This is a genomic window from Clostridium estertheticum (genome assembly GCF_026650985.1).
GTDB classification, from domain to species: domain Bacteria; phylum Bacillota; class Clostridia; order Clostridiales; family Clostridiaceae; genus Clostridium_AD; species Clostridium_AD estertheticum_C.
On record NZ_CP086239.1, the window covers coordinates 2,075,783 to 2,101,261 of the forward strand.

The 25,479-nt window shown below is 29.7% G+C and carries 25 protein-coding genes and 1 CRISPR repeat array (1 of these 26 running past the window's edge); of the genes, 5 read left to right on the forward strand and 20 right to left on the reverse strand.

All coding sequences use genetic code 11. From position 1 onward, the window contains the following. Positions 1-40: 40 nt before the first annotated feature. Positions 41-448 carry a hypothetical protein gene (locus LL038_RS10085; RefSeq protein WP_216126805.1) on the forward strand — a complete coding sequence of 136 codons (408 nt, stop codon included), beginning with the start codon at positions 41-43 and terminating at the stop codon, positions 446-448. A 1,015-nt stretch (positions 449-1,463) separates the two neighbouring features. Here LL038_RS10085 and LL038_RS10090 read toward each other — a convergent pair. The 6 genes from LL038_RS10090 to LL038_RS10115 all read right to left on the reverse strand — a co-directional run bounded on the left by LL038_RS10090 (position 1,464) and on the right by LL038_RS10115 (position 7,094). Continuing rightward, positions 1,464-2,015 (reverse strand): GNAT family N-acetyltransferase, encoded by a 552-nt coding sequence (locus LL038_RS10090; RefSeq protein ID WP_216126807.1) that lies wholly within the window; start codon positions 2,013-2,015, stop codon positions 1,464-1,466. A 471-nt stretch (positions 2,016-2,486) separates the two neighbouring features. Next, positions 2,487-2,810 carry a hypothetical protein gene (locus tag LL038_RS10095; RefSeq protein WP_216126809.1) on the reverse strand — a complete coding sequence of 108 codons (324 nt, stop codon included), beginning with the start codon at positions 2,808-2,810 and terminating at the stop codon, positions 2,487-2,489. 180 nt (positions 2,811-2,990) lie between these two features. Beyond that, the gene (locus LL038_RS10100) at positions 2,991-3,254 is read right to left on the reverse strand and encodes a hypothetical protein (RefSeq protein ID WP_216126814.1); all 264 of its coding nucleotides are present in this window, start codon (positions 3,252-3,254) and stop codon (positions 2,991-2,993) included. 1,364 nt (positions 3,255-4,618) lie between these two features. Next, the gene (locus LL038_RS10105; RefSeq protein ID WP_216126816.1) at positions 4,619-5,659 is read right to left on the reverse strand and encodes a hypothetical protein; all 1,041 of its coding nucleotides are present in this window, start codon (positions 5,657-5,659) and stop codon (positions 4,619-4,621) included. Positions 5,660-5,916: 257 nt separating this feature from the next. Then, positions 5,917-6,528 carry a type 1 glutamine amidotransferase family protein gene (locus LL038_RS10110; protein WP_216126824.1) on the reverse strand — a complete coding sequence of 204 codons (612 nt, stop codon included), beginning with the start codon at positions 6,526-6,528 and terminating at the stop codon, positions 5,917-5,919. 158 nt (positions 6,529-6,686) lie between these two features. Continuing rightward, complete coding sequence (locus tag LL038_RS10115; protein WP_253200353.1) at positions 6,687-7,094, reverse strand: hypothetical protein; 408 nt, start codon at positions 7,092-7,094, stop codon at positions 6,687-6,689. 242 nt (positions 7,095-7,336) lie between these two features. Here LL038_RS10115 and LL038_RS10120 point away from each other — a divergent pair, with 242 nt between their 5' ends. Continuing rightward, a complete protein-coding gene (locus tag LL038_RS10120) occupies positions 7,337-7,843 on the forward strand; it encodes an alpha/beta hydrolase (protein WP_253200354.1) in 507 nt (168 codons plus the stop codon). A gap of 438 nt (positions 7,844-8,281) precedes the next feature. On the opposite strand, the gene LL038_RS10125 is transcribed toward LL038_RS10120, so the two are convergent. The 3 genes from LL038_RS10125 to LL038_RS10135 all read right to left on the reverse strand — a co-directional run bounded on the left by LL038_RS10125 (position 8,282) and on the right by LL038_RS10135 (position 10,320). After that, the gene (locus LL038_RS10125; protein ID WP_216126826.1) at positions 8,282-8,776 is read right to left on the reverse strand and encodes a hypothetical protein; all 495 of its coding nucleotides are present in this window, start codon (positions 8,774-8,776) and stop codon (positions 8,282-8,284) included. 178 nt (positions 8,777-8,954) lie between these two features. After that, positions 8,955-9,425, reverse strand: coding sequence for a hypothetical protein (locus tag LL038_RS10130; RefSeq protein WP_216126828.1), 471 nt, complete (start codon positions 9,423-9,425; stop codon positions 8,955-8,957). A 343-nt stretch (positions 9,426-9,768) separates the two neighbouring features. Next, positions 9,769-10,320, reverse strand: a complete 552-nt coding sequence (locus LL038_RS10135) for a GNAT family N-acetyltransferase (protein WP_216126830.1) — start codon at positions 10,318-10,320, stop codon at positions 9,769-9,771. Between the two features lie 384 nt (positions 10,321-10,704). Between LL038_RS10135 and LL038_RS10140 the strand changes: the two genes are divergently transcribed. Beyond that, positions 10,705-11,163 carry an NUDIX hydrolase gene (locus LL038_RS10140; RefSeq protein ID WP_216126694.1) on the forward strand — a complete coding sequence of 153 codons (459 nt, stop codon included), beginning with the start codon at positions 10,705-10,707 and terminating at the stop codon, positions 11,161-11,163. Positions 11,164-11,376: 213 nt separating this feature from the next. On the opposite strand, the gene LL038_RS10145 is transcribed toward LL038_RS10140, so the two are convergent. Next, positions 11,377-11,799, reverse strand: coding sequence for a hypothetical protein (locus LL038_RS10145; protein WP_268056052.1), 423 nt, complete (start codon positions 11,797-11,799; stop codon positions 11,377-11,379). A 143-nt stretch (positions 11,800-11,942) separates the two neighbouring features. On the opposite strand from LL038_RS10145, the gene LL038_RS10150 reads away from it, so the two are divergent. Next, on the forward strand, positions 11,943-12,602 hold the full coding sequence (locus tag LL038_RS10150; protein WP_216126834.1) for a UDP-N-acetylglucosamine pyrophosphorylase: 660 nt from the start codon (positions 11,943-11,945) through the stop codon (positions 12,600-12,602). 367 nt (positions 12,603-12,969) lie between these two features. Here LL038_RS10150 and LL038_RS10155 read toward each other — a convergent pair whose 3' ends face one another. Further along, entirely contained in the window at positions 12,970-13,119 is a 150-nt protein-coding gene (locus LL038_RS10155; RefSeq protein ID WP_216126837.1) for a hypothetical protein, read from the reverse strand. A 208-nt stretch (positions 13,120-13,327) separates the two neighbouring features. Here LL038_RS10155 and LL038_RS10160 point away from each other — a divergent pair, with 208 nt between their 5' ends. Then, the gene (locus tag LL038_RS10160) at positions 13,328-14,119 is read left to right on the forward strand and encodes a class I SAM-dependent methyltransferase (RefSeq protein ID WP_216126840.1); all 792 of its coding nucleotides are present in this window, start codon (positions 13,328-13,330) and stop codon (positions 14,117-14,119) included. Positions 14,120-14,335: 216 nt separating this feature from the next. On the opposite strand, the gene LL038_RS10165 is transcribed toward LL038_RS10160, so the two are convergent. From LL038_RS10165 to LL038_RS10205, 9 genes are all read right to left on the reverse strand, one after another. Further along, positions 14,336-14,632, reverse strand: a complete 297-nt coding sequence (locus tag LL038_RS10165; protein ID WP_216126843.1) for a nucleotidyltransferase family protein — start codon at positions 14,630-14,632, stop codon at positions 14,336-14,338. A gap of 1 nt (position 14,633) precedes the next feature. Further along, positions 14,634-15,071 (reverse strand): HI0074 family nucleotidyltransferase substrate-binding subunit, encoded by a 438-nt coding sequence (locus tag LL038_RS10170; RefSeq protein ID WP_216126859.1) that lies wholly within the window; start codon positions 15,069-15,071, stop codon positions 14,634-14,636. Positions 15,072-15,152: 81 nt separating this feature from the next. Then, positions 15,153-16,505 (reverse strand): SH3 domain-containing protein, encoded by a 1,353-nt coding sequence (locus tag LL038_RS10175; RefSeq protein ID WP_268056053.1) that lies wholly within the window; start codon positions 16,503-16,505, stop codon positions 15,153-15,155. 833 nt (positions 16,506-17,338) lie between these two features. After that, the gene (locus LL038_RS10180; RefSeq protein ID WP_216127326.1) at positions 17,339-17,476 is read right to left on the reverse strand and encodes a hypothetical protein; all 138 of its coding nucleotides are present in this window, start codon (positions 17,474-17,476) and stop codon (positions 17,339-17,341) included. 294 nt (positions 17,477-17,770) lie between these two features. Then, positions 17,771-18,808 carry an AAA family ATPase gene (locus LL038_RS10185; protein ID WP_216127329.1) on the reverse strand — a complete coding sequence of 346 codons (1,038 nt, stop codon included), beginning with the start codon at positions 18,806-18,808 and terminating at the stop codon, positions 17,771-17,773. Between the two features lie 75 nt (positions 18,809-18,883). After that, on the reverse strand, positions 18,884-19,099 hold the full coding sequence (locus LL038_RS10190; RefSeq protein ID WP_216127331.1) for a hypothetical protein: 216 nt from the start codon (positions 19,097-19,099) through the stop codon (positions 18,884-18,886). Positions 19,100-19,602: 503 nt separating this feature from the next. Then, complete coding sequence (locus tag LL038_RS10195) at positions 19,603-20,097, reverse strand: hypothetical protein (RefSeq protein ID WP_216127334.1); 495 nt, start codon at positions 20,095-20,097, stop codon at positions 19,603-19,605. 526 nt (positions 20,098-20,623) lie between these two features. After that, positions 20,624-21,502 (reverse strand): hypothetical protein, encoded by an 879-nt coding sequence (locus tag LL038_RS10200; RefSeq protein WP_268056054.1) that lies wholly within the window; start codon positions 21,500-21,502, stop codon positions 20,624-20,626. Between the two features lie 49 nt (positions 21,503-21,551). Continuing rightward, positions 21,552-22,586 carry a DUF2357 domain-containing protein gene (locus tag LL038_RS10205; protein WP_253200363.1) on the reverse strand — a complete coding sequence of 345 codons (1,035 nt, stop codon included), beginning with the start codon at positions 22,584-22,586 and terminating at the stop codon, positions 21,552-21,554. A 110-nt stretch (positions 22,587-22,696) separates the two neighbouring features. Further along, a CRISPR array of direct repeats spans positions 22,697-25,479; the repeat unit is 37 nt; unit sequence GTTTCAATCTCCATTGGAGCTTAATGTCTTAAGTAAT (it continues 460 nt past the right edge of the window).

Consider the following 25,479-nt stretch of genomic DNA (forward strand, 5'->3'; position numbering starts at 1 on the left):
CTATCTTATAAAAAACACATCACTTGAAAGGACTAAATTCATGGAGAAACAGCAACAAAATTGGCACCCTATCACTATGCTACCTATGATGTCTACAATGATATTTGGTCAACTAGAAGAAGCTAAAGATCAATATAAAAATCTTTTGAAGGCGCAATCTAAACCATATGTTTTGAATGATGAAATAGTAGAAAGAGTTATTAAGGTATTTTCGAAGCAATTAGATTTCATATGTTTATATGAGAATCAAATATCCAAATGGCATGAGGAAGAAACCTTAACAACTACACTTGAAACGAACCTTTCTAAATCTCAAGTGCAGCTCAAAGAGCTTAGTAAAGTTATAACTAATATTTTAGCTCTAGCAGCTGAACTTAAAAATGGAACTATAGAAAAGGTAATTGGAAAAAGTGATCTGGAACTTGGAATGGAATGCTTTAAAAAATAATTTTAATACATTAAAAAGGACACCTGAGCATTAACTTATCAATTACCACTTGTGGTAAAAGCCTTAGAACCATACATAATAAAGCTCGCGTTTTCATTAAAATAGCGAATTTAAAATTTATTTATTAATTAAAATTTATGCGAACCTATTTTATGAGAAAACCGTTAGCTGCTGCAGGTAACCTCTAAATTTAAGATAGCTGCTACACTATCTTTATTTTCAGGGAAAGAAAACAAGGTTGTACTATCAAAATTCACTATACTGGCTATATAAATAAAGTACTAATTTATTAATTATTTAAAACTATTGTAAAACATACTAATACAAAGATACAAAAAAATTCAAGTTTGTTTTAAGCTATATATGGGTTGTTAAGCATTTAGTTAAATTCAACTAAGTAATTGCAGCCTTGAATATATCTATTTATATGATATATCCAGGATCATGAATGTAATATATTTAATCATAATAACTGTAGAAATAATTACCCCTGGGAGAAGTGGCAATTATTTTTTTTGCTTTGGACTAGTTTACTGAAAGAATTGCAATGAAGAGAAGAATGAACGGAATGGAGGTTCTTTGAGGAAGATTATCCAAAGCTTCCTTGGATTTATTTTTTATGACTGCTCCTCCATGCTCCATAGTGATATTTTCTAGTAAATACGGTACTATTGAAGCAAAAAAAACTGTTGATCCATAAGTAAATTGTATTGTATTAAATCATAGTTTGAACAATATAGTACCCAGTCAGATAACTTTTGTAATCACCTCATTGGTGTAGATTTATCTTATTTAAAATACATTCAATGTAACAATTCAACACGATATGTTACATTGAAACTGAAATTTTTAAGTAATAGGCAATAGCCCCAATGCAAATGTAACTCAATTACATTTATGTTACTTTCGGAATATTAATATACACTTAAAGCAAGTACCCCCATATCTAATGATATGGAGTTACTTGTGACGAAATAGAAGGAAAATATACACTAACTGAAATCATCGATTAAGTTCATTTAATGTGAGAATAATCCTTTTTCATCCATTCATCTTTTTTTAATAAGAATAATGAGCCAGCAAATTCAATAGGATTTCCTTCAGTGGTTTTTCTAAATGAATTAATACATTCACCTGTTTTAGAAAAACCTAACCTATTTAACACCCTACAAGACGGATAATTCAAATTTGCAGTACTACCCGTTAATCTTTCTACTTGTAAAGTGTTAAACGCATAATTGATTATAGCAATGCAAGCCTCAGTTGCATAACCTTTACCTTGATATAGAGAGTTAAAGCAATACCCTAAGTCTAACTCCTTGTAATTTTCACCATTGAAACAAACATATCCTATTACTTTATTATTATTCAATTCGTAAACTGCAAAAAAATTATTTTTTATATACCAATCAGTTCTTTCTTTTACTCGGCTGTCCGAGGTAGGCATCTGAAAGTCATATATTGCATATTCTGATGACCCAAAATCAACAAATATTTCCTGTAAATCCATCCAATTATTAATAACAAATTTTTTTATTTCTAATCTTTTTGTTTTTATATCTATCATTTTCTGTTCTCCTCTCAAAATAGTAAATAACACCGCACTTTTTTACAAGTTCGTCATAAATTATATATTTAACTATAACATAATTACTATAAATTGAGTATATTTACAATTCTTTAAAAATGAGTAATGGTCTCAAAGTGAATGTAACTCAATTGTGTTACATTCAGAATATCAATACACACTAAACATAGTCTCACCATATCATTAGATAGGGAGAGACTAGTGACGACATATATTCCTAATCCGCAACACATACATTACACTAAGTGAATTACCTAAAGTAGCTTAAACTTGTGTATTAACATAAGTTTAAGCTACTTATATTGCGATGATGTTTTGATAATATTCAATAAAAGTTGTGACGCATTATTTGCCTATTTTGAAACAAACTATTTTATATAGAGGTCATGGAAACTAGTCATATAGCTAGAGTTCGCGTATCGGATATAAAACGAACTCTGGCTATGTAACTTAATTATTTAATTTCTTTTGTACTTTTGAATAAGCAGATAAACAGATTACACATATGCCATCTACAACAAGAATTATACCCATTACAATAAACTTTATTATAGGGAATTCTTTAGAAATTACCATCTGTGAAAAGAGAACACTTAAACATACAACTACAAGGTTAAATTTGATTAATATTTGTTTAATATTCTCCATAGTACTATTTGTAATATTAAAATTATTAATTACATAATTACTAAATTTACTTGAAATTAGACTTATAAAAACGATTATAGCAAAAAAATTAAATAAAGTTAATAAAATGGTTGCCGTTGTTGTCATAGCATCATCTCCTTATTTTAAATGAATATATCTAGATAATTATACTAGAATTACTTTAAATTGGATATAAACAATTTCACGTCATTTGTTGATATTAACACATTATATACTACCCCCTCACATCTGATGATCTGGGAGGTACTTATGTCGACATAAAAGAATATTGTATATTATAACGCATTAATGATTTGCGTATATCTTATACATAGCATAAGCAAATTGAATAATCACTATTAAAAAGAAACTAATAAACATTGTAGTTTTCTTTTGTTTATCAATATTTTGTCCCTTCTCAATAATTCGTCTATTTACAATGGCTACGACCATTATTAATATTGTAAATGCATATGCCCTTTCGCTTATTGCATACATACACATAATGAAAGTAATTATATTTATAACAACTACCGATATTACTGGGTTTTTACATATCATTGACTTCATAATCCTTCCCCCTACTAATTCAAAATATTTTTACGATTACGTAGCTAAAAAAGGTTATTTAACAAGCCTTTTTTCTGTGTTTAAGAATAAAGTCCGCAATAAATGTTCCAATCAAAGCGAAAAATAGATAGCCTAACGGAATAACCAAACAAAATAAACTCCAGTCTGACAATGATGTAAATGCAAGTTCTAGGATTAAGTATCCTATATAAATAAGATTTTTGGATTGATTGATTCATCTCGTATATTTAACAAACATAAAAAAATATATTTACATAATCATACTATTAATAATATAGATTTCATATAAAAAAACAAAAATACTCAATACATTTTGTAGTTATCATAATTCTAATTATAGATTGAAATGAATTTAGATTTAATTCTTAATAAAAAAACTATAATTACTTTATTCCTATAACTATCATACTGACTTTTGATAATATGACCGTTTTATCTTTCTTGTGAAATAAAGATAATGTATTAGTTATCTTAAATTTAGACGTTTCCTAAAACAGCTACCGGTTTTCTCATAAAATAGCTTTGCAAAAGTTTTGGACTAACGTTTTAAACTCAAATTAGCTATTTTAATGAAAACGCGAGCTTTATTTTATATGGTTCTAAGTTTTTTACCACAAGTGGTATTTGCTAGGGTAGAACTCTTAGGTCCTCAAGGAAAGGACAAGTTTCCAGCTCAAGTAAATTGACAAGCCATCCTTGACTGTTACACTTCAACAGCTAGTCCATTTTCTTGGCCACAAGCTAGTCCACCCACCTTCTAGTATCAAATCTGACGTTTCTTATGAAATATTATAAAGGTAAAATGCCTGATTATATACGGTACTAATAGTTAAATTTAATCATTATTACCAAAACAAAAGCTCACCGAACAAAATACTTTTTATTCGGTAAGCTTTTATAGATCTTTTTTCCCTAAAACCTCTAACTCTATTTTTTTATGTTCACCATAATAAGTCAATGAATAATGTATCAATACCGATACTATAGCAAATATAATTAAGCACAATAGTATAATACTTGCTCCCAAAATCAAATTTAATATTTTTAAGATATCTATTCCCACCATGCAAATTCAGATCCCAAATAATATTTATTTGAAATTATGTCCATTAAAACGTTCTTTACTCATATTGTGGTAACGTACGAAATATCATTTTGCGTACGCTACCCCTGACACATGTCAAATGAATAGTACATGTTTTGAAATATAAATATAGGCACTTAGTTTTGGAATGGCTATGTTTCAGAGAATATCGAATTAATGATTTGCCTATTCCACCTTTTCGTGAGTATAGGCAAAAATGCCCAAATTATAAATTGTACGTATAACAGAATAATAATCATTAAAACCCAAAGTTTTGTTGTACATGAATTGCACCTTTGGAATCACTTTGTTCGATTATATCTTTGTAATACAGTAATGCTTGCCATAGATTATAAAAATCTGTTTTATCTACCAAGCTCATATTGTTATTCATAATAGAATAAGGAAGAGATGATGTTCTAAATTCATTGAAAGAAGAGATAGCCCCAAACCCTTTAGACCTTTTCGTCATTTCTGCAATCTCACCAGGCGGTATAATAGTTACACTAAAACTGTACCTTTTGTCAACCTCGCATGATATGTTGATTTGATAAGAATCATCACTTTTTTTATAAATCGAATCAATCTTATACTGTTCTGGGTCTATAAGTGAATATGGTGATATTTCTTCTGGTAGAATGACCACTCCTTTAGCAGTTATAGTATTTAAATCTAACTTAATGTCTTTTGATTTGGGATCCAATCCTGCAGCAGAATCATTATAATCAATTTCTTTAATAATTTCCTCTATCTTGAAACCTTTGTCTGTTCGTATCAGGCCTTTGACTAAAAAATCTCTATAAATTAAGTCGTTTTTATCATTTATAGTAGATGGAAGTTGAGTAATATGTATAAATATCTTTGGTATTGCGTTTGTTGATGCAAAGCCATAGCCTCTTTTATAGTCCCATTTATCAATAGTTATTCGAAAACTTGAATCCGAATTATGGTTGGCAGACTCTGCTATCATCCTACCTACATCCTTTTTTAAATAACTGCTATAAAGTCTGTATTTTTGTTGCCTTATATTACCATTCATTTCAGTATAGTATGGCATTTCTATATCTTTCTTATTTTCTTCATCATACATATCAGCAAAATATGCCATTTGCTTATTAAAAGCTTTCTTATATTCAAGTTTTAGAACCAGAGATCCTTTTTTGCATTTTATAGAACATCCTTCATTTTTAGAAAAGCTGTCTGATTTTTCCTCCAATATAGTAAAATCATAGTGTATTGCTATATCTTTAAGCCAATCAAGGTTTATATTCTGATCAGCTAGGTTTGTATTACTACACATAACCTAATTCCCCCTTTGAAATTTAGAGCGTTCACGGAAACTCCTTAGCTGCTGTAATTACTCATTTTTAGTATCATTAATTGTTGAAGCCTATGCAATAAAGGGGTAGTGCTCGCAAAGCGTAAATTCACAACGTTAAGCCAGTTATTTACAATTCAAAACAAGTTAGTTAAAGTGGGGTACCGCCAACATTATGCGGATTTACAACGTTAAGGAATGTACAGATACAATCAACATACACGAAAGTGAGCCACATACTAGAAATTGGTAGAATGCACTCTTTCAAACTCAATTTTGCCTAGCTTATTAAAATCATACCACCGCTTTATAACTTTCTCAGAGTCTAGATGCAGTTTGCTGAAAATGAGTCTGGCAAATTCAAGAGGTGCTGATCCATTTGCAGTTATAATATTACCATCCATCACAGCAGGTTCGTTTACATAACCTTGCGCATTTGTATATTCCTTTGTAGCGTATTTTTCTAAGTCCTCTAAATCGTTTGAAGTATGCTTAACACCATTAAGAAACCCATGCTTTGCCAGAAAAACAGACCCGTCACAAATCCCTGCAATAGGCTTGCCTTTTTGTAATGTTGCTTTGACCAAAGGTACAATTTTATTGGACTCAGATGCCCGCCAGCCTGTACCCCCAATGAGTATTAGTGCTTCATAATCTTCAGGTACTGTATCTAGAGAATAATCCGGTAATACCGTAATCCCTCCGATTGAGTGCACTGGTGCCTTGGATAAGCTGATGGTTTTAATGCAGTAAGGATTGCTATCATCGTCACAATTCAATTCGGCAGCTACATAACCGGCTTCCCAATCAGCGTAATTGCTTAATAAAAATAGTAATACTGTCTTTTTCATTATCTTTTAATCCTCCTAGTATAAATTATCATTATTTCATAGTAAAATAATACTGTGACACAGTTTTAGAAAACTGAGCATTTGATAGGAGGAATAGATGAATAATACATTCTTATTCCTCCACTTTAGTCCCAAAAACACCTCATAATTATATTCATTTAAACATCACTCCTTTTTAACTTACTCACTAAAGTATCTCTACAATATTTAACTATTCCTATTTTATCATATTTTTCACATAGATTCATTGCTATTTTTTGGTCCTCAGTAATGCCAATATATCTTAAAGTCTGTGTTTTTGAAGAATGATTAAATATATCCATAAGTAATTCTAATGATGATCCATTTTGATATGCATGGTATCCGAAAGTTTTACGAAGAGGGTGTTTCTGTAAAAATTCTTTCGGAAATGTATTATTTATCTTCAAAAAGTATACAGAAAATTGTTTTGAAAATAAAAAAAGAAAATAAATAGTAAAATGCGCCATAAAACAAAATCTGGATGGCGCATTTTTGTTTCTGAAAAATGTTGTAGGTTGATACATTGATGTATCCAGTGATATCATTTAAATAGACGCTTAAGAAAGTTGTGAAGCAATAAGTGGAGTATAAATGTCAGCAAAAAATAATTTATTTTATATATAGAATTGGAGGATTATAATGCAGCAACTCAAGATGGAGGAAAAGCAGTATCAAATTTCCTGTTACATGGGCTAAGAATCAAAAATGACCTTGATGAAGATATAATAATAAAAGGTATATTCGGTATCATGCCCTAGAATTTAATATTGATCCGGAACGGATCGGCATGATAGGATTTTCAGCTGGCGGTTATCTCACCGCTTTTGTAGGAACTCGTTTTGATAATGGAATTATAGAACCGGATAGTCGAAATGCGCAAATTATGTCGATGCTTTTGGGAGAACCAGATTTTAACGATCCGATTGATCAAACGAGTTCTAAACTTAATGCGATCATTTTATGTTATGCTGAGACATCTCCCTTTTCTAAGGAAAAATTGCCGCCAGATTCTCTATTAACAAAAGATATTACAGTGGATGAATTTATAGACTTTACTTCAAACCATAAACATGTTACAGCGAAAACACCACCGACTTTTCTATGGATTACAGCGACCGATCACTGGAATTTTCAGCGCCAAAACTTACTTTTTGCTCAAGCTCTAAATGAGCTAAATCTACCATTTGATTTACATATATTCTCCAAAGGTCCCCATGGTTTAGGATTAGGTGAGGATGAACCTACGGTAGCAATCTGGCCAAAACTTTGTGAAAATTGGCTTCAAGGATTATAATATTCCGTTTATTAATTCCATTCTTGTAATCTCAGCATGGGAAAATGAACGCTTGATTGTGGCTGTGAGGTGTTGAGCGATAAAATGTTCAGATCTATAATTTATGTTTTACTGAAATTTTAAAACAAGGGAATAGGCAAAGATTCCTAAAATGCTGCATTGAGCATTTCCCAAGCTCGGAATGGTTAGTTCAAACAACAGAAATAGTATCAAGTTATTACGAGAAAAATGGGGTCTCGCCAGCATTTCTCTGAATCACACCAACAGGAATTAAAAAACAGCTTAAAGCTAACTAATACGGGCAGTTCAAACATACTATAACCAATGGAAAAGTTAAAAAGGCGTATCATATAGTTAGTACGCCTTTTAAGAACATTCCGAATTAATTATTTGTAGCAACAATTATTTTTCTTAATTCACACTTTATTTAGCTCCAAGTTATTTTCCCATCATAAGTACTTCTTTATAATTTATCTCCTTGTATATTCTCTCCAATTCATTAATAAGTTTTGGGTCTTTATAATTGTATATAGATATAGCAGGGTGGTCTGTGTCTGTACCAATAACATACACACAAATCCGATTTTCAGATAATATAATTGTATATATATCGCCAGCTATGCCATCTTTGCCATTTCTTAAATTAATCTCGTATTCAGCGTTTTTTATTTCCCCAGTACTTTCTGTACAACTTAGCGTCTTAATATACTTCACTATATCTTCCATGTCTTGTTTTTTTGTGACTGTTTTTATCCTACCTAATTCTTTATTTTCACTTCTTAGAGTGTAATTGGAAAATTCAATACTTTTAGCTGAAGCTATTGGAATATTCTCAAATGGTGTTACCGTTTGTTTAATTTCTTGTTTTGCACATGCAGTGAATAATAAAATTAACCAAGCACTAATTACAAGAAGTGTATACCTCTTTTTCAAAATAACACCCCCCCCTTAATTTTATTTATTCATACGATTCAATACCGAAATTAGGCCGGTTTATTCTACTAAAACGAACTTTGGCTATTACTTTTGAATGCAGAATTTTTCTCTTTATAAAATAAAAAAATAAGTAGGCGAACAAACTAAAAAATGTGGAATAGGCAAGTACTTCTCACTATTTTTTATTACTTAAAATATTAAAGTCATTTATTGTTTTTGCTGGAGCAGCTATATATTGTTTATCATCAATGCTAGATAAATATATTGAATTTAAGTCATCAAACATAAAAAGAGTATATTTTGATGAACTATCTGTTGATTTTTCTTCTACCCTTCCGAATAAAACATTATTTGTAAATTTTCCAAGGTTACTCCCATGTAAAATGTATTTTTTATTATCTATAGTTATAGTGCCCGCTAATATTGTATCGTTATGAAAGTGGGTAAGTGAATACCGTTTATATATTTTAGCATTTATTTTTATAGTATAATTTTTTGACAGAGTTTTAGCATTGTTAGTTACAAATGAATTATTGAATGTTTTATTAAACTCTTTGCCTGATGGATATAAGATGGTTGCTGTAATAACAACAATAACAATAGCAATAATTGTTGTTATTACTTTTATTTTAGATAATTTTATCATGATTATATCTCCTTTACTTATTTAAAATACTAGTAATTTTTAAATGATAATGAATTGATGTATTTAGCTTTATCATCTCTTCATTGATTTAACAACTTTTTCATTTTCTTCTGCTATTAATAACGAAAAACGGTTTATCAAAATATTTTTTATGTAAATTCACTATAGTACCTTTACGTTTTTTAGGGGTACGGCAACGATTCGTGTAAAAAGCAGCCACAAGACAGTATTTGCCATTTTGATGAAATATAAATCAAGAATGAGACTACTATTTTGTGTCTGTTATGACGTAATTTATGAATTTTGAGTAAGATAGATAAAAAGGAACCTATATATGTATATTTCACCAATAACCTTTATCTTTGCCGTAATTAAATTTATGGTTGGTATTCAAAATTTTATCTGCTAGTTCCTTATTTTTTATTCCTAATACCATAACAGAATCATTTGTTTTTTCTTTACCAAGAGCATCAATAAAATATGCATCCCTCTGAAGAAATGTATATCCTAATACCTGATATAATTTATAGGCATTGTGTTTTCTGTCAACACATAAACATGCAACATCACAATTTATTTCATATAGGTTTTTAATAGCTTTTTCTGTTAACACTTTTCCATATCCATTTCCCCTGTATTGAGGCAATATTGCCACTTCTCCAAAGCCACCTAAAATATACTCTTCACCATCATATTCGGATTTCCTTTTATGTATCCCGCAACTGCCAATCGCTGTATCATTATCATACATAATAAATTTTCCAAGACTAACATCAACAAAATCTAATTTGCAATCTTCATCAGGAACATCTTGAAAACATATATTATTTATTTCTGCTATTTCTTTATTTTCTTTTACACTAATATTTTTAGTAAGCAAAAATATTATTTTCACTTCCATAACCTCCCACTTCAAATCATTCAATAAAAATGGTCTTCATTCGTATAAATCTACTGTTGCGACACAAAACATTTATTTAATTATACTATTATTACAGTTGCTTAACGAGTTAAATTTTTACATTTATGGGTTTTTAATTTTCTTAACGTACGAAATATCATTTTTGTTCATGCTACCCCATTACCACAGAAATCCTATTCCCTTTCATATTTTAATAAAGAAGGATTCCAAATTCCAAATAATTCATTTTCATTTACTATTGCATCAAACTATAGTTTGTAAAAATGGTGTTTAATGGTATGATTTTTCTAGTGATTAAGTCGTAGCAGTAAATTATGATGAAATATTCAATATAAAATTTGGGAGGAGTGATAGGGGATGGATAGGCATTTTACGGTTTCCATCTTTATAGTATATAAGGATAAAGTATTATTACATTTACATAAAAAGGCTAAAAAAATACTTCCTTTAGGTGGACATATCGAATTGAATGAATTGCCAGAAGAGGCATGTATTCGTGAAGCACAAGAAGAATCAGGTTTAAAAATAAATCTATACAATCCAATAAATAACCAACTTAAGAATTCATGCGAATTGGCAGGAGAAAAATTGTTAATAAATCCCATGCACACAATTTTCGGTGAAATAAATCCAGAACATTATCATATAGACTTTGTTTATTATGCAACTGCAAAATCTTTTGATACAATACCAGGAGATGGTGAATCTAATTTACTTAAATGGTATAATAAAGAAGATTTGAAAAATGCATATGACGTTCAGCATAATATTTTGACGATGGCTAATGAAGCGTTAGAATTGTTATCGGAAAGATAGATTTATTCGTAAATTATTACGTGATTTTCGTATATTGTATACCAACCCAAAAGGTAGCAATGCATTTTTATTTTCTGTTGGTGTGATTCAGAGAAATGTTAATTTAATTTAATATTTATATGAATACTTAAAAAAACACTATATAAGTGATTATTTTAAGAATTATATGCTTAATTAATGATTTTTCATCTAAAATCAGGGATTGTAATAATCTTATTTAATTTCCATGTTTTCAAACTTTTTAATTCCAATTGTTACTATTACGCCTGCAAAAATTAAGCAGTAAAGAATGTAAATAGCTTTAGGAATTACCCCTTCTATGCCTCCACCTGAAAGATCCATTGGAATTTTTTGAAGAGCCCATGGCCATAAATATCTTATGCCGCTTATAGCTCCTATAAAGAATCCACCTAGTGTGCATATTGATGCTATCATTATAGACTTTGTAAAATCCTCATATTTTAATGAAAGATGAATCTGTATTGCAATAAGTGGAAGGATTCCAACCCATCCAAGAATTAATAATTCAAGCATTTTACTTATTGGAAATGAACCTGTTATTCCAAAGAGTTTTCCAAAAATAAAATATGATATTCCAAACACAGCTTGAAGGAACAATACCATTAGTGAATACATAATTGAGCTACATTAACTTTGATTCTATTAGCCATTTTAAAGATTTATAAATAGATTTTATTTATAGTAAATATGGTATGATTGAATATATATTTTATGACGAAATTGTAATATATGATGAAATAAATTAGAGGAGGATTACTGTGAAAATTTCTGTAAATGAACTATTAAACATTGAAGAATTAGATGCAAAAGCCATATTTAAAGGGGTTAAGTACCCTTGGGAAGCTCTTACAAAAATTAAGAATTTTATTTTTGAATACGCAAAAAATCTGCCAACTGATTTTGAAAGAATAGAGGAATTTGTATGGGTTGGCAAAGGAACTACTATCGAAAAAAGTGTTCTTATAAACGGTCCAGCGATTATCGGTTATAATTGCGAAATCAGGCATTCCGCTTATATTAGAGACAATGTTATCATTGGTAATGATGTTGTAGTTGGAAACTCCACTGAAATTAAAAATTCAATCCTCTTTAATAAAGTGCAGGTTCCCCATTACAATTATGTTGGTGATTCAATATTAGGGTATAAAGCCCATTTGGGGGCAGGTGCAATAACCTCCAATTTAAAATCCGATGGAACATTAGTAAAATTAAAATATGGTACAGATATTATTGAAACTGGTTTAAGGAAATTTGGTGCTATTGTAGGCGATTTATCGGAAGTAGGATGTAATTCGGTTTTAAACCCAGGAACAGTAATAGGAAAAGATAGTATTGTTTATCCATTAAGTTCTGTAAGAGGTTATATTCCAGGGAAGAGTATTTTGAAAAATAATGGTGAAATTGTAGAGAGAAAATAAAGTCAAGGAACCAGAATATCGTATTATTTCAGAAGTGAATTTTACTGTGTTTTAATTCGTATCTTTCATTTATGTCGACACAATTTTACACATTGCATTTATCAACTTACAGGTTGCTTTGGAATTGATTACAGTAAAGTTGATGAGGAAGATAAAATATCTCACTATATGGAGGCATCTTCATATTTACATACAGCTATATCTATATTACCTTTTACGTCTTATGCTAACGTTGAAAATAAAACTGTGGGTTCAACAGCACTATCTAAACTTTACATGTCCATTTCAATAAATGCTACACCCAAATCTAATAATAGAGCGATAGCTTTTACTGAAAAAGAAACAGCTATACAAAAGTGGTTGCATTTTATGAGGATTCATTTATTAACTTATCTAAGACCTCTTCCATAAGCCTTGTAGTTGATGGAAGCACAGGAAAACCACCTATATTTACTTCTCCTATGCTCCTATAAAAATCATGATTTTTGTATCCCTCTTCATCCTTATATGGGAACAATACAAATGCTCCAAAAAGCAAATTTTTATTAGTTCAATCACACACATCCCATACTGATACTAAATTGAAAGATTTTAAAATTAGAGAAGCAATTTATATATAATTATGTTAAATATTTGAATAATTATATTAATATGTTGTATAATTAAATAAGGATACAATAGTGGAATTTTATGAATTATTAGGTAAAGTGGGGGTAAAAAGTATAATGAATAAACAAGGTGAGGTAAATAAAAAAGCATGGTCTTACAGGGCTTATGAATTATGGGTAAATAAATTTGGATTACCTAAAGATGTTGCTAAAGATATGATAAGACAACCTAAAATATACTTAAGAAGAGATATTGAGTTTCTGGGTGACGTGAATGGGAAAAAAATTGCTAACTTACTTGGTTCCTGTGGGAGAAAGGCAATTCCATTGGCAATACTTGGTGCTGATGTCACTATTGTAGATATTTCTGAAGATAACAAGAAATATGCAATTGAAGTCGCTAAAGAAGCAGGTGTAAATTTAACATACATCGTATCAGATTTTTCGGAATTGAATATTGATGAAATGCGTAATAGTTTTGATATTACCTACATGGAAGGTGGAATACTGCATTACTTTTTGGACTTAAATGAGATTTCGCAAAAAATATATTCTATGCTGAAAATAGGTGGTAGATTGGTTTTAAATGATTTTCACCCAATTAGGAAAATATTCAAAGTACGAGATATTTTTGAAGTTAGAGACGATAGTTTAGAACTAACAGGAGATTATTTTGAAAATGAATTAAAAATTGGGGCAGTCGCATATGAAAAGCTTTTCCCAGTTGCTGAACAGAATGAATTTCCTAAGTGTCTTTTAAGATATTGGACAATGGGTGAAATTATAAGTTCTTTTGCATCAGCGGGGTTTATTATTGACAAACTTGTTGAAGGACCGAGATTTGATTCCAATAAAAATATTCCAGGTGAGTTTACATTGATTGCTTCAAAACTTAAAATTCAAAGATGAAAGCTTTTTAATTCACCACCTTCTTAAAATGCAAATTAATGGAAGTCGTTTTGGGCTTCCATTAAAAATTATCATATTATCAACACTATTCATAAACATAGCCTTTTTATGCCAACCTTTGTTTAAATAAACACCACTAAGCTACCACTCCAGCCAGTGCTGCTCACTCTAAATTCAAACTAATTAATTTACTATTTATCCCAGATAACAGTTGCCCTAGTGGGCAGAAGTTGGATAAATTTCAATCCCATCCCTATCAATTTGTTTTTTTATATTCTCATTTAATGAATTTAGAAAAACAATATCACAAGAATATATTCCTATTACATCATTAATTTCCTCTACAATAGTTCCTTTGCTTTTACCTATATAACTTACACATAAGTCTATATCTGAATTTATATTTTCTGTTCCTTTTGCTCTTGACCCAAATATTATTACTTTATCTATATTGTTATTATTAAGGAAATAATTAATCAAACTTCTATATACTTTTTTATCTATTCCATACATATCACATTACCACTTTTGAAAGGTTGCTTAATAGATTTTCTATGGCACCTGTATAATCACTTATTATCTTATTTTTAATTTTCTCATAATCTTGCTCATCATAAATATGAGATGTAGAATTTCTTGATAATAAAATATCGTTCCAAATTTCTATATCATTAATTAATCCTTCCTTAAACGCTTGTTTATAACACCCTCTTGGATTATTTATCTCTAAACCAGATGATTTAAATATCTTAGAAAGTAACTTCCAAGTTAAGTCTTCTAGTGTTTCATACTTTTTAATAATTGAATCTCTATACACTTCCATCGTTATATCATCTGGGTTTTTTATATTACTAAAATTATCTGTGATATTCTTTAAATGAACTAACATTCTATATGCATAATTATATGTTAATTTTATTGATTCATCATATTTATCTAGTATTCCCATAATATTTATCACCCTTTCTAAGTTATATATATTTATTATATTACCATATATAATAACATTTAAAACTAAAGTTCTTCTTAATTTTCAAAGTATTCTTCTTCCTGTTACAAACGATGTCCTCCAATAACCACTTAAGTCGGCTATCTTTACAAGTGTACCACTTTTTTGTGCTTCTATAAATTTGTTATTTCCAACATATATTCCCACATGCGCATTACCTATAAAAAAAACTAAGTCTCCTACTTCGAGATTATTTATGCTAACAGAACTACCTTCTCCTACTTGCTGATAAGTTGTTCTAGGCAAAGTAACACCGATACTCTTATAAATATACTGTACAAGTCCTGAACAATCAAAACCACTAGTTGTTGCACCACCCCATATATAAGGTATTCCAATTAATTTTTCTGCATTTGCTATTAGAGATTTTTTTTGAGAAGCTGTACTTGGTACTGGTGTTGTAACCTTTGAAGTAATTACGCATGATTTTGCAATGTATCCCCATGTGTTATTATATTTAATTTTATAATAACCATTTTCAGTTCCATATAAACTTATATTATTTGTTGGATTAATAATACCAATAATATTATTACCTGTAGCTGCTGTTTTACGTACATTTAAATACCCTACTTTAGTACTGCCTACCCCAGTTTGGGTTGTACTAGATAATGTACTAGATGCCACCGGTATTGTAACCACTGCTGAAGTTGCAGACGTACTTACGTATGATTTTGCAATGTATCCCCATGTGTTATTATATTTAATTTTATAATAACCATTTTCAGTTCCATATAAACTTATATTATTTGTTGGATTAATAATACCAATAATATTATTACCTGTAGCTGCTGTTTTACGTACATTTAAATACCCTACTTTAGTACTGCCTACCCCAGTTTGGGTTGTACTAGATAATGTACTAGATGCCACCGGTATTGTAACCACTGCTGAAGTTGCAGACGTACTTACGTATGATTTTGCAATGTATCCCCATGTGTTATTATATTTAATTTTATAATAACCATTTTCAGTTCCATATAAACTTATATTATTTGTTGGATTAATAATACCAATAATATTATTACCTGTAGCTGCTGTTTTACGTACATTTAAATACCATACTTTTGTACTGCCTACCCCAGTTTGGGTTGTACTAGCTAATTTAATTGGTGCCGTAGTAGCTTGTACTATTTTTACATATGAGCTATAAACATATCCAGTTTTCCCTTTATAGGTTACTTTATAAAAATTACCACTTTTTCCCGAAGTACTTATCTTCGTATTGATGGGGATAAAAGATAAAATTGAGGATGAAAGTGATGGTTTTTGTCTCAAGTTTAATGAACTTACATTTGTTACACCACTATCAGCAAATACACTATGAGAACTTGCTAGAGTCAATAAAATTGTTGCTAACGCTAATCTTTTTTTCATTATTTGCCTCCAAAATTCATTTTAAATATATGTTATATTTTATAGTCCATATAAATTAATTCATTAATAAAAAGCAAAATATATATATACTTTACTATCAAATTACTACTCCCATCATTAAAATGCACATAACAGTTTTTATAAAATACATGTTTGTGCATACCTATATTCATTTTGCTATTACTTTCTATATCGTCAAATTTTCCAATAACTTTATATATATGCATAACTTTCAAGTAACCCTACAGTTCTATTTTATTTCAAGTTGCTCTTTATTTTTTAAGGAACTTACAAGAACTGTTCTCTCCTTAATTCATCTCCTGGGTCGCTGCAACAGCTTTGAAAAAGATACATTAAATTGTATATCTTTATGGACATAAAAACGAGAACCATCATTTCTGACGATTCTCTCTTATTTTACTGCTTTTAATTTTGATATTTCTTTATTAATAGAAGACAATGCTACAAACTTAATATTATTGTTAGAGAACATTTTAGTTTCAATAAAAACAGCAATGGTATAAATTACATTTACCATTGCCACTTTACTATATATTTTTCACTATACTCAAAAGTCTTATTTATTACAATATTCGAGAGTTAAACGGATAAATTTTACTGCTAATTTGTTTTGAATTTTCAGTGCCAAGACTACTAAATTCCACATAGTTCTTCTTAAGTTCTTCTTAATATTTTTTATTACACTGCTTTAAGAAGAAGTTCTAAAGTCATACGCGCCTTAATTAGAGCCATTTACAGTGTTTATATAAACTGTTTTTTTTAAAAACACTTCTTAAGTTCTTCTTAAATACTACTAAAGTTCTTCTTAATTTTTAATCTATCGTCCAGCCAGGTTTATGATCTGAGCCACCATTCTTTATAGACTTATCTTTCTTAGACATTTCAGTTAGCAAATTACTAATCTTTTTTCTTTTCTGATTTTCATCTAAAATATTAGGAAGTTTATCCATTAATAGCTCATCTATATCTTTTCTACTCGTAGCGCTATATTGCTTTATAAAATCAATTGAAACATGAACTTTTTTTAATATCTTCAGATAATATATTTATATACTATTAAAGTCGTTAATACATTTTTAAGAGATGTGCCTAGTTAGACACATCCCTCCCAATCTCAATTATCCTCCATAGATTTCATGATGAAAATACATTATATTGTGATTTCTAATTTATAACTAATCACACATCGCTACAGGTAATTCTTTTTCATTTCCTTTACAAGCCCAAAAGATTAAAAGACTATCCTACTCTTCAAAATTACCTTTGATAACTTCATCTAAAAGTTTGGAATCTGCTTCAATAATAGGATTATCTTCTAACTTTCCAAAATAATCTGCGCTTTGTGATTTAACACCCTTATCAGTTTTATATAAATTGTGATACAATACCCTATCCGAATCTTTTCGTTTAATCTCAAAATATTTGGCAAAGTTATAACTATGGGTTGCAACAAAAATCTGAACACCATCTCTTTGTAATTCAATAAGTATATCTACAAGAACTGGTATCAACTCTGGATTAATGTTCGACTCTGGTTCATCCCACAAAAGAATAGTTTCTTTTTCAATTAGTCCGTTTCTTATTAATCTCCACAAAACTCCAAATTTACGAAACCCCTCAGCTTCCAATGAAAACTCTATTTTCAATCCATTTGTTTTTATTACATAAAAAGTATCATTTTCATAAATTACTTTTCCATCAATTACTTTTGAGATAATGGCTAACAATTTTTTATTCAATTCTGAGTTTTTCCTAGTTTCTGGCAATTCGCAATTTGTAATAATATCTATATAAGTTTTATCAAATGGCATATCGTACTTGTTATTTAATGCCAAAAATCCTTTTGAATGTGACAACATTTCTTTTGGAGGAATAAAAATTGATTTTTGTTCTTTATCTGGAAATCCTATTTCATATGAACATTCCTCATCAGTATCACTAACTATTGTTTTAGAATTATTGATATTAAGTGAAACTTTACCCATAAGATATCGTTTGTCTTCAATTAATTTAGACTCATTCGCATATACTTTTAAAATTAGTGGCTTTAAAATCTTTGTGAAAAATTCACCTTTACTTAGTCCCGCTTTAAAATAATTACTGATAATATCAATATCCGTATCTGGTTTTTTTGACATTTCACAAGTTGCATAGATTGACTTTAATAAATGTGTCTTACCTGTTCCATTTTCTCCTATAATTACATTTATCCCATTTGAAAATGCTATCTCTTCTTCTTCAAAAACCGTAAAATTTTTAAGATATACTTTAGTTATACTCACAATATTCACCACCTCTAAATTAGATATTTTATAAATTGCACTATTTTTATAATAAATAAAATTATATATGTGTAACTATATTTTAGCCAATAAAACAGCTTTCAACACTTTTTCGCCTTCACCTTGAGGTACTTCAACTCCTTGGAATTTAGCATAATTTACTTTCACTGCATCATCAAGATCTATACTTATCTTTTGATTTGCTACATGTTCAATAACTTGATCATATCGAACACATTCAAGTATTTTCATTACTCTACCAATAATCAAAATTAACAGGTGGGTACCCATGTTATCCACCTGTTAATTCTTATATCTACTCTATATTGCACCTTGAATTCCGACTTAATCCCATATTAATTATATTACTAATTAATTAGCGTAGATTAATAATTGAAGATTAATAATCTACATTTTCATTTGCGAATCATGTCTTCAGAAATACATATTTTTATGTATAAAGGGCCATTAAAAATTCAAGTGTTTAACTGTATTTTTTATAAACTTTACCACCTGACAGCCTTTAACTTCAATTTTTCTATCTAAGTGCTCCCACTTATCAATTTTAAAACATAATAATCTTCCTCCGACTCACTAGGTATATCCTTTATAGTATTTCTCTTCACAACTTTTATATCTATTACCTTACCATAATAAGTTATACGAGTTTCGCCTACAAACTGTCTCTTTGACTGTGCTAGCGCTACGAATATAATAAAATCCTTTACTTGTTATGTATTTATGAATATATGCATGTAACTTCTGAATGAATACTTCTTATCGTATTATTTTTTTTAAAAATTAATTATGTCTTTGCACAATATTTCATATTTATTGAGAACTTGTTTCTTTTTAGCTTTTAGTTCTTTACCTTCACCAATAGGCCGAAATAACTTTATTCTCCTTAAATCATTTTCCATATGTGCAATATAATAATTATTTATATCATAGTTGAAAATTTTTTTTGTTGATTTAACCCTAATAAGATATTCATCAGGTTCAACACTCAATATCTGTAAGCTTATAAAAGGCAAATCATTTTTTAGCTTTTCATAATTTAAAGATACCTCTTTTTCGCTAAAATAGTATCTTTCAATAATAGATTTTATCCAATCGTTAGCCACATTATTATCCCTAAATTCTATTACATATTTTTCAGAAAAATATTGTAATATGAATTTATCATCAACATACTCCATACATCCTTGATATTCTTTTTTATCAGCTTTAATAAAAAATTGATTAAATAAAGGAATATACCTAATCCATGTTGCTACTACCTTTTCCATTAAAACATCTCCTTACATTTGCCATAGTTTTTTGTTTCTCCTCCACATCTGTTAGTCCTTCAACCACCCAAAGCCTTAACCACCTCATCATTCTGACAAATTTATATACTTAATGCTATTATACCTCAATCACCTTCGTCATAAAAGTAATCCATTGTACTCAACCGTAATTTCATAGTCTTTAATAAATGTCTTCATTCCTTCAAGAACAAAATTTCCCTACGGTCGAGTATAAAAGTGATTCTCAATTAAATAGTGTAGCATCTCTTTTTAATTATCATATCTGAACCACATTCAATACATAAAACAATAGGACTACCGCTCTCCATGTCAAATTCCTCAGGTGTATAACATTCAAACGCAACAAATTCAGGTACCTCTTTTTCATACCCACATTTCGAACATTTTTAAGTACTCTGCTTTTTTTCCTGGCCTTTTACTTATCATATAATTTATCAATTTGAACTGCCAAACTTTTCTGAAATATTTGTAGTCAAGGTATTCCATATCCTTATCAACCATTTAATCATTTAATTACCAAAACATTTGATAATCTTCTTATTAAAATCTCTATTATCCTCCCCACTACACCCCTAGGTTTCCTCTCAACATCTCCCCTACTAAAACCATACGATTTCCCATTGTACTCTACCCTGATTTCCTCATCTTTAATAAATATCTTCATTTCTTCTATAGAAAATCCCTTAATTCTACTATCCTTATCAATACTTTCCCCTATTTCTGTTTCAGTTAAGGAACTTATCCTCCTAAGCTCTTGCCATAGTCTATATTCTTCCTTAGATTTTATACAAAGCTCCGTTACTATCACCGCATTATGAAGTAAATACTCCGTAGTATAAATCAAACTTCGAACCTGATATCCTTTTACTTCAATTTTTCTATAGAGCTTGTCCCATGCCTCAATTTTAAAAACATAATAATCTTCCTCAGAATCACTAGGTATATCCTTTATAGTATTTCTCTTTACAACTTTTATATCTACTACCTTGCCATAATAAGTTATCCCAGCTTCACCTGCAAACTGCCTCTTTGACTGTGCTAGTGCTACAAACTTAATATTATGCTCTGCTAGATTAATATTTCTGCATTTAGTGTGATAAAACTTACCTTTTAGATTTATTTCAAGTTGCTCTTTATTTCTCAGCGACCCTACAAGAACCGTTCTATCGTTAAAGTATTCATCTTTTATATAGCCCTCTCGTCCTATAGGCTCAAGTGATCTTTCAAAGGTTGAATATGAGGATTCATTTATTAGCTTATCTAAAAACTCTTCCATAAGTCCTGTAGTTGATGGAAGAAAAGGAATACCACCTATATTTACTTCTTCTATACTCTTATAAAAGTCATGATTTTTGTATGCCTCTTCATCCTTATATGGGAACAATACAAATGCTCCAAAAACGCAATTGTTATAGACCCCTGTTTTATTGTTTTTATATACTATGGGCATCTCTGTACCTGTGCATGGTATTTATATCCTCTTCCTTAGGTCCAATGCCACCATAACTTTTCTGGTATTCTATTGATGTATCAATCTTATACTTTGCGTCAAAGACAAACTCATAAGCCTTGTCGCTACCAAGCTTATTTATAGATAACATATTATCAGGCTTTTGCGTTACTGTTTTACTGCCTTCAGTTCTAGACCCTATGTTACTAACCTTTCGTGATTTAATTGCATTGTAACTTACCTTGAAAGTTTCTTTAGTATTGGGATTTTCATATACTAATGTAGATGTTACGCCTTTTTTAAGTGATACAAATATTCCACCTCTATTAATAGTTATAAAGTCTGTACTTATTAGCTTATATCTCTTTCTAAGTAGCGAATTTATCTTAATAAAACACCAATACTCATATAATAAACTAAGTTCTTTCATTGATAATGAAAATATATTACTATTGATACTTAGTCCCTTTTGCAGCATTAGATAGTATTTGTATATCTCCCTATATCCACTTGCCATATTGAAAACTAAGGACATAGATGTATTCCTATAATCACTCCCTACATCCTTTAAAAATGAGGTTTTTAGTTTGTTGTTTATTGCTTTCTTCATGGTGTTTAACTTATTTATAATATCCTCATTCTTTTTCCAAGGTGTTGATGTATAAGTTCTTATAAAACTATCTATCTTATGAATTATAGTTATTATCATAAACTTTAGAAATCTATTTTCCTTAGTGTCGAGTGTTACCTTTTTAGTTACCTGTAAAGCCTGAGTTGGAATGTTTCTACCATCTATATATTCTAATAAATGAGGCCTTTTCTCAAGCCACTTTATAGTATCCATACTTGTGTTTTTTAAGCTTTGGTATTTACATACCCTCCTATCTTTTATCAGCTCATGATGAGGTTTTGATAAAACTATATTAATAGCTTTCATTAAATTTTCATAAATATAATTTAGTATGCTATAAAATTCAGTGTAGCTATTAGATCTTTTGTTATTTATCTTGAAGTTCAGATTATAAAACGAGTAATGCCATTTGAAAAATTCGCAGACCTATATTGTAACAAAATGTAATATTGACTCAAAGTAATCAGGTATGGAAGACAACCGATAATGATTTCATTGTTTCAATTTCCATTGGAGCTTAATGTCTTAAGTAATCAGATAATGCAGAAATCTTATCAAAAATCACATCTGGTTTCAATCTCCATTGGAGCTTAATATCTTAAGTAATAAAAACTGGAAGCGTAGAAACTAAAGAAGCAACACCGTTTCAATCTCCATTGGAGCTTAATATCTTAAGTAATTCAATTCCTAATTTAGGATCAATCTTTATTGTATCGTTTCAATCTCCATTGGAGCTTAATATCTTAAGTAATGTTAGCATAACTATTAAGCCAACATTAGCCCCTGCGTTTCAATCTCCATTGGAGCTTAGTATCTTAAGTAATACAAAAACGGACACCCATACTTACAACCCGATGTGTTTCAATCTCCATTGGAGCTTAATATCTTAAGTAATCAATAACTTAAAATCTTTGGGTGTGAGTCTAAAACAAGTTTCAATCTCCATTGGAGCTTAATATCTTAAGTAATTAAAAGTATAAAAAATGTTGGTGCTTATATAACTAAGTTTCAATCTCCATTGGAGCTTAATATCTTAAGTAATGATACAAAACTACTATAACCTTTCGAGTATCTTATGTTTCAATCTCCATTGGAGCTTAATATCTTAAGTAATGTAATTACTCTTTGTCCTATGCTTTCGTATTGTTTTGTTTCAATCTCCATTGGAGCTTAATATCTTAAGTAATACACTACCTCATTCAGTAAGGTAGTATCTGTTGTTGTTTCAATCTCCATTGGAGCTTAATATCTTAAGTAATTAAATTTATAGCATTTGGTGTGAAATAATTATTAGTGTTTCAATCTCCATTGGAGCTTAATATCTTAAGTAATTGAAGATGATGATCCTTATGTAACTGAACTTATTCAGTTTCAATCTCCATTGGAGCTTAATATCTTAAGTAATTTATTATATTTTTTTATCCCACTATTGAGTGAGTCTTTGTTTCAATCTCCATTGGAGCTTAATATCTTAAGTAATATATAGACAGTGTTCCTCTTGTTAAGTTAGCTACGGAGTTTCAATCTCCATTGGAGCTTAATGTCTTAAGTAATGTTCCAAAATCAGCATCATCCGTTTGTATTAGGTCTGTTTCAATCTCCATTGGAGCTTAATGTCTTAAGTAATTATTTTATTTGTAGTTGTGTCGGGTTAAAATCCTAGTTTCAATCTCCATTGGAGCTTAATGTCTTAAGTAATCAACATGGGAAGTTATTAGAGTTATATTTGATAATTATGTTTCAATCTCCATTGGAGCTTAATGTCTTAAGTAATAAAGTAATGGACAACCTTCAGAGAAAACTATACAAGTTTCAATCTCCATTGGAGCTTAATGTCTTAAGTAATATGAAGCTTACATTTATAATAGTAAAATTAGATCAGTTTCAATCTCCATTGGAGCTTAATGTCTTAAGTAATTCTAAGGCAGGATATACCTATAATCCCTTAAGAAGTTTCAATCTCCATTGGAGCTTAATGTCTTAAGTAATGTACCTCTGCCTCAATGACTGCATCCACTATCTTTTTGTTTCAATCTCCATTGGAGCTTAATGTCTTAAGTAATTAAAAGATACTTCTATAAAAGATACTAATCATATAATGTTTCAATCTCCATTGGAGCTTAATGTCTTAAGTAATCTATACCTAGTAGTGCGAATAGCACGAGTAGCCCGCAGTTTCAATCTCCATTGGAGCTTAATGTCTTAAGTAATTTTTAAATCATCCATTACCTCTCGTGCCGGTTTCGTGTTTCAATCTCCATTGGAGCTTAATGTCTTAAGTAATCAACACCATGAAGCCAAGTCAAACAAGAAACAATGTTTCAATCTCCATTGGAGCTTAATGTCTTAAGTAATGAATTAATTTTATTAGATTGCTCTGGACAAAGTGAGTTTCAATCTCCATTGGAGCTTAATGTCTTAAGTAATCCAAGCAAATAATAAACTAATTTCTTATGTGCATCAGTTTCAATCTCCATTGGAGCTTAATGTCTTAAGTAATATAGTGGTCTAACTCCCAATACTTATTACATTCATCTGTTTCAATCTCCATTGGAGCTTAATGTCTTAAGTAATCCTTATTTAAAAAATGTATAGGATATAAATATACTGGTTTCAATCTCCATTGGAGCTTAATGTCTTAAGTAATGTACAAAGTATGTAGAGGATGGCAGCAGGTACTATGAGTTTCAATCTCCATTGGAGCTTAATGTCTTAAGTAATTAATAGGAGTGATTTTTAATGGAAACTAATAAAGTGTTTCAATCTCCATTGGAGCTTAATGTCTTAAGTAATAAGAAAATAGAAAGAATGGGTGGTAATCCAGACATGTTTCAATCTCCATTGGAGCTTAATGTCTTAAGTAATATGCAATTTCCACGTTTTGTGGTTAAAAATATTGCGTTTCAATCTCCATTGGAGCTTAATGTCTTAAGTAATCGGCAAAGAGATTGAACAGGCTTATTTGGATAAAGTTTCAATCTCCATTGGAGCTTAATGTCTTAAGTAATGATAAAAGAAGCCGTAAAAACCTAAAAGGCATTTTTGTTTCAATCTCCATTGGAGCTTAATGTCTTAAGTAATGAAGGAATAGCTTTAATTGCATCCCATATTTTTTTCGTTTCAATCTCCATTGGAGCTTAATGTCTTAAGTAATAAAATCTACACCTTGTTGGGTTAATGACATACCAGTGTTTCAATCTCCATTGGAGCTTAATGTCTTAAGTAATTAACTTCCAAGATGTCTCTAATATTTATGTAATTCCGTTTCAATCTCCATTGG

Excerpts from the sequence above, each read along its gene's own strand:
- LL038_RS10115 (WP_253200353.1), bottom strand. The coding sequence starts at position 7,094 with ATGATATCACTGGATACATCAATGTATCAACCTACAACATTTTTCAGA.
- LL038_RS10195 (WP_216127334.1), bottom strand. The coding sequence starts at position 20,097 with ATGGAAAAGGTAGTAGCAACATGGATTAGGTATATTCCTTTATTTAAT.
- LL038_RS10100 (WP_216126814.1), bottom strand. The coding sequence starts at position 3,254 with ATGAAGTCAATGATATGTAAAAACCCAGTAATATCGGTAGTTGTTATA.
- LL038_RS10175 (WP_268056053.1), bottom strand. The coding sequence starts at position 16,505 with ATGAAAAAAAGATTAGCGTTAGCAACAATTTTATTGACTCTAGCAAGT.
- LL038_RS10085 (WP_216126805.1), top strand. The coding sequence starts at position 41 with ATGGAGAAACAGCAACAAAATTGGCACCCTATCACTATGCTACCTATG.
- LL038_RS10190 (WP_216127331.1), bottom strand. The coding sequence starts at position 19,099 with ATGGGTACCCACCTGTTAATTTTGATTATTGGTAGAGTAATGAAAATA.
- LL038_RS10130 (WP_216126828.1), bottom strand. The coding sequence starts at position 9,425 with ATGATAAAATTATCTAAAATAAAAGTAATAACAACAATTATTGCTATT.
- LL038_RS10105 (WP_216126816.1), bottom strand. The coding sequence starts at position 5,659 with ATGTGTAGTAATACAAACCTAGCTGATCAGAATATAAACCTTGATTGG.
- LL038_RS10140 (WP_216126694.1), top strand. The coding sequence starts at position 10,705 with ATGGATAGGCATTTTACGGTTTCCATCTTTATAGTATATAAGGATAAA.
- LL038_RS10145 (WP_268056052.1), bottom strand. The coding sequence starts at position 11,799 with ATGTATTCACTAATGGTATTGTTCCTTCAAGCTGTGTTTGGAATATCA.
- LL038_RS10160 (WP_216126840.1), top strand. The coding sequence starts at position 13,328 with ATGAATAAACAAGGTGAGGTAAATAAAAAAGCATGGTCTTACAGGGCT.
- LL038_RS10180 (WP_216127326.1), bottom strand. The coding sequence starts at position 17,476 with ATGGATAAACTTCCTAATATTTTAGATGAAAATCAGAAAAGAAAAAAG.
- LL038_RS10090 (WP_216126807.1), bottom strand. The coding sequence starts at position 2,015 with ATGATAGATATAAAAACAAAAAGATTAGAAATAAAAAAATTTGTTATT.
- LL038_RS10095 (WP_216126809.1), bottom strand. The coding sequence starts at position 2,810 with ATGACAACAACGGCAACCATTTTATTAACTTTATTTAATTTTTTTGCT.
- LL038_RS10110 (WP_216126824.1), bottom strand. The coding sequence starts at position 6,528 with ATGAAAAAGACAGTATTACTATTTTTATTAAGCAATTACGCTGATTGG.
- LL038_RS10120 (WP_253200354.1), top strand. The coding sequence starts at position 7,337 with ATGATAGGATTTTCAGCTGGCGGTTATCTCACCGCTTTTGTAGGAACT.
- LL038_RS10165 (WP_216126843.1), bottom strand. The coding sequence starts at position 14,632 with ATGTATGGAATAGATAAAAAAGTATATAGAAGTTTGATTAATTATTTC.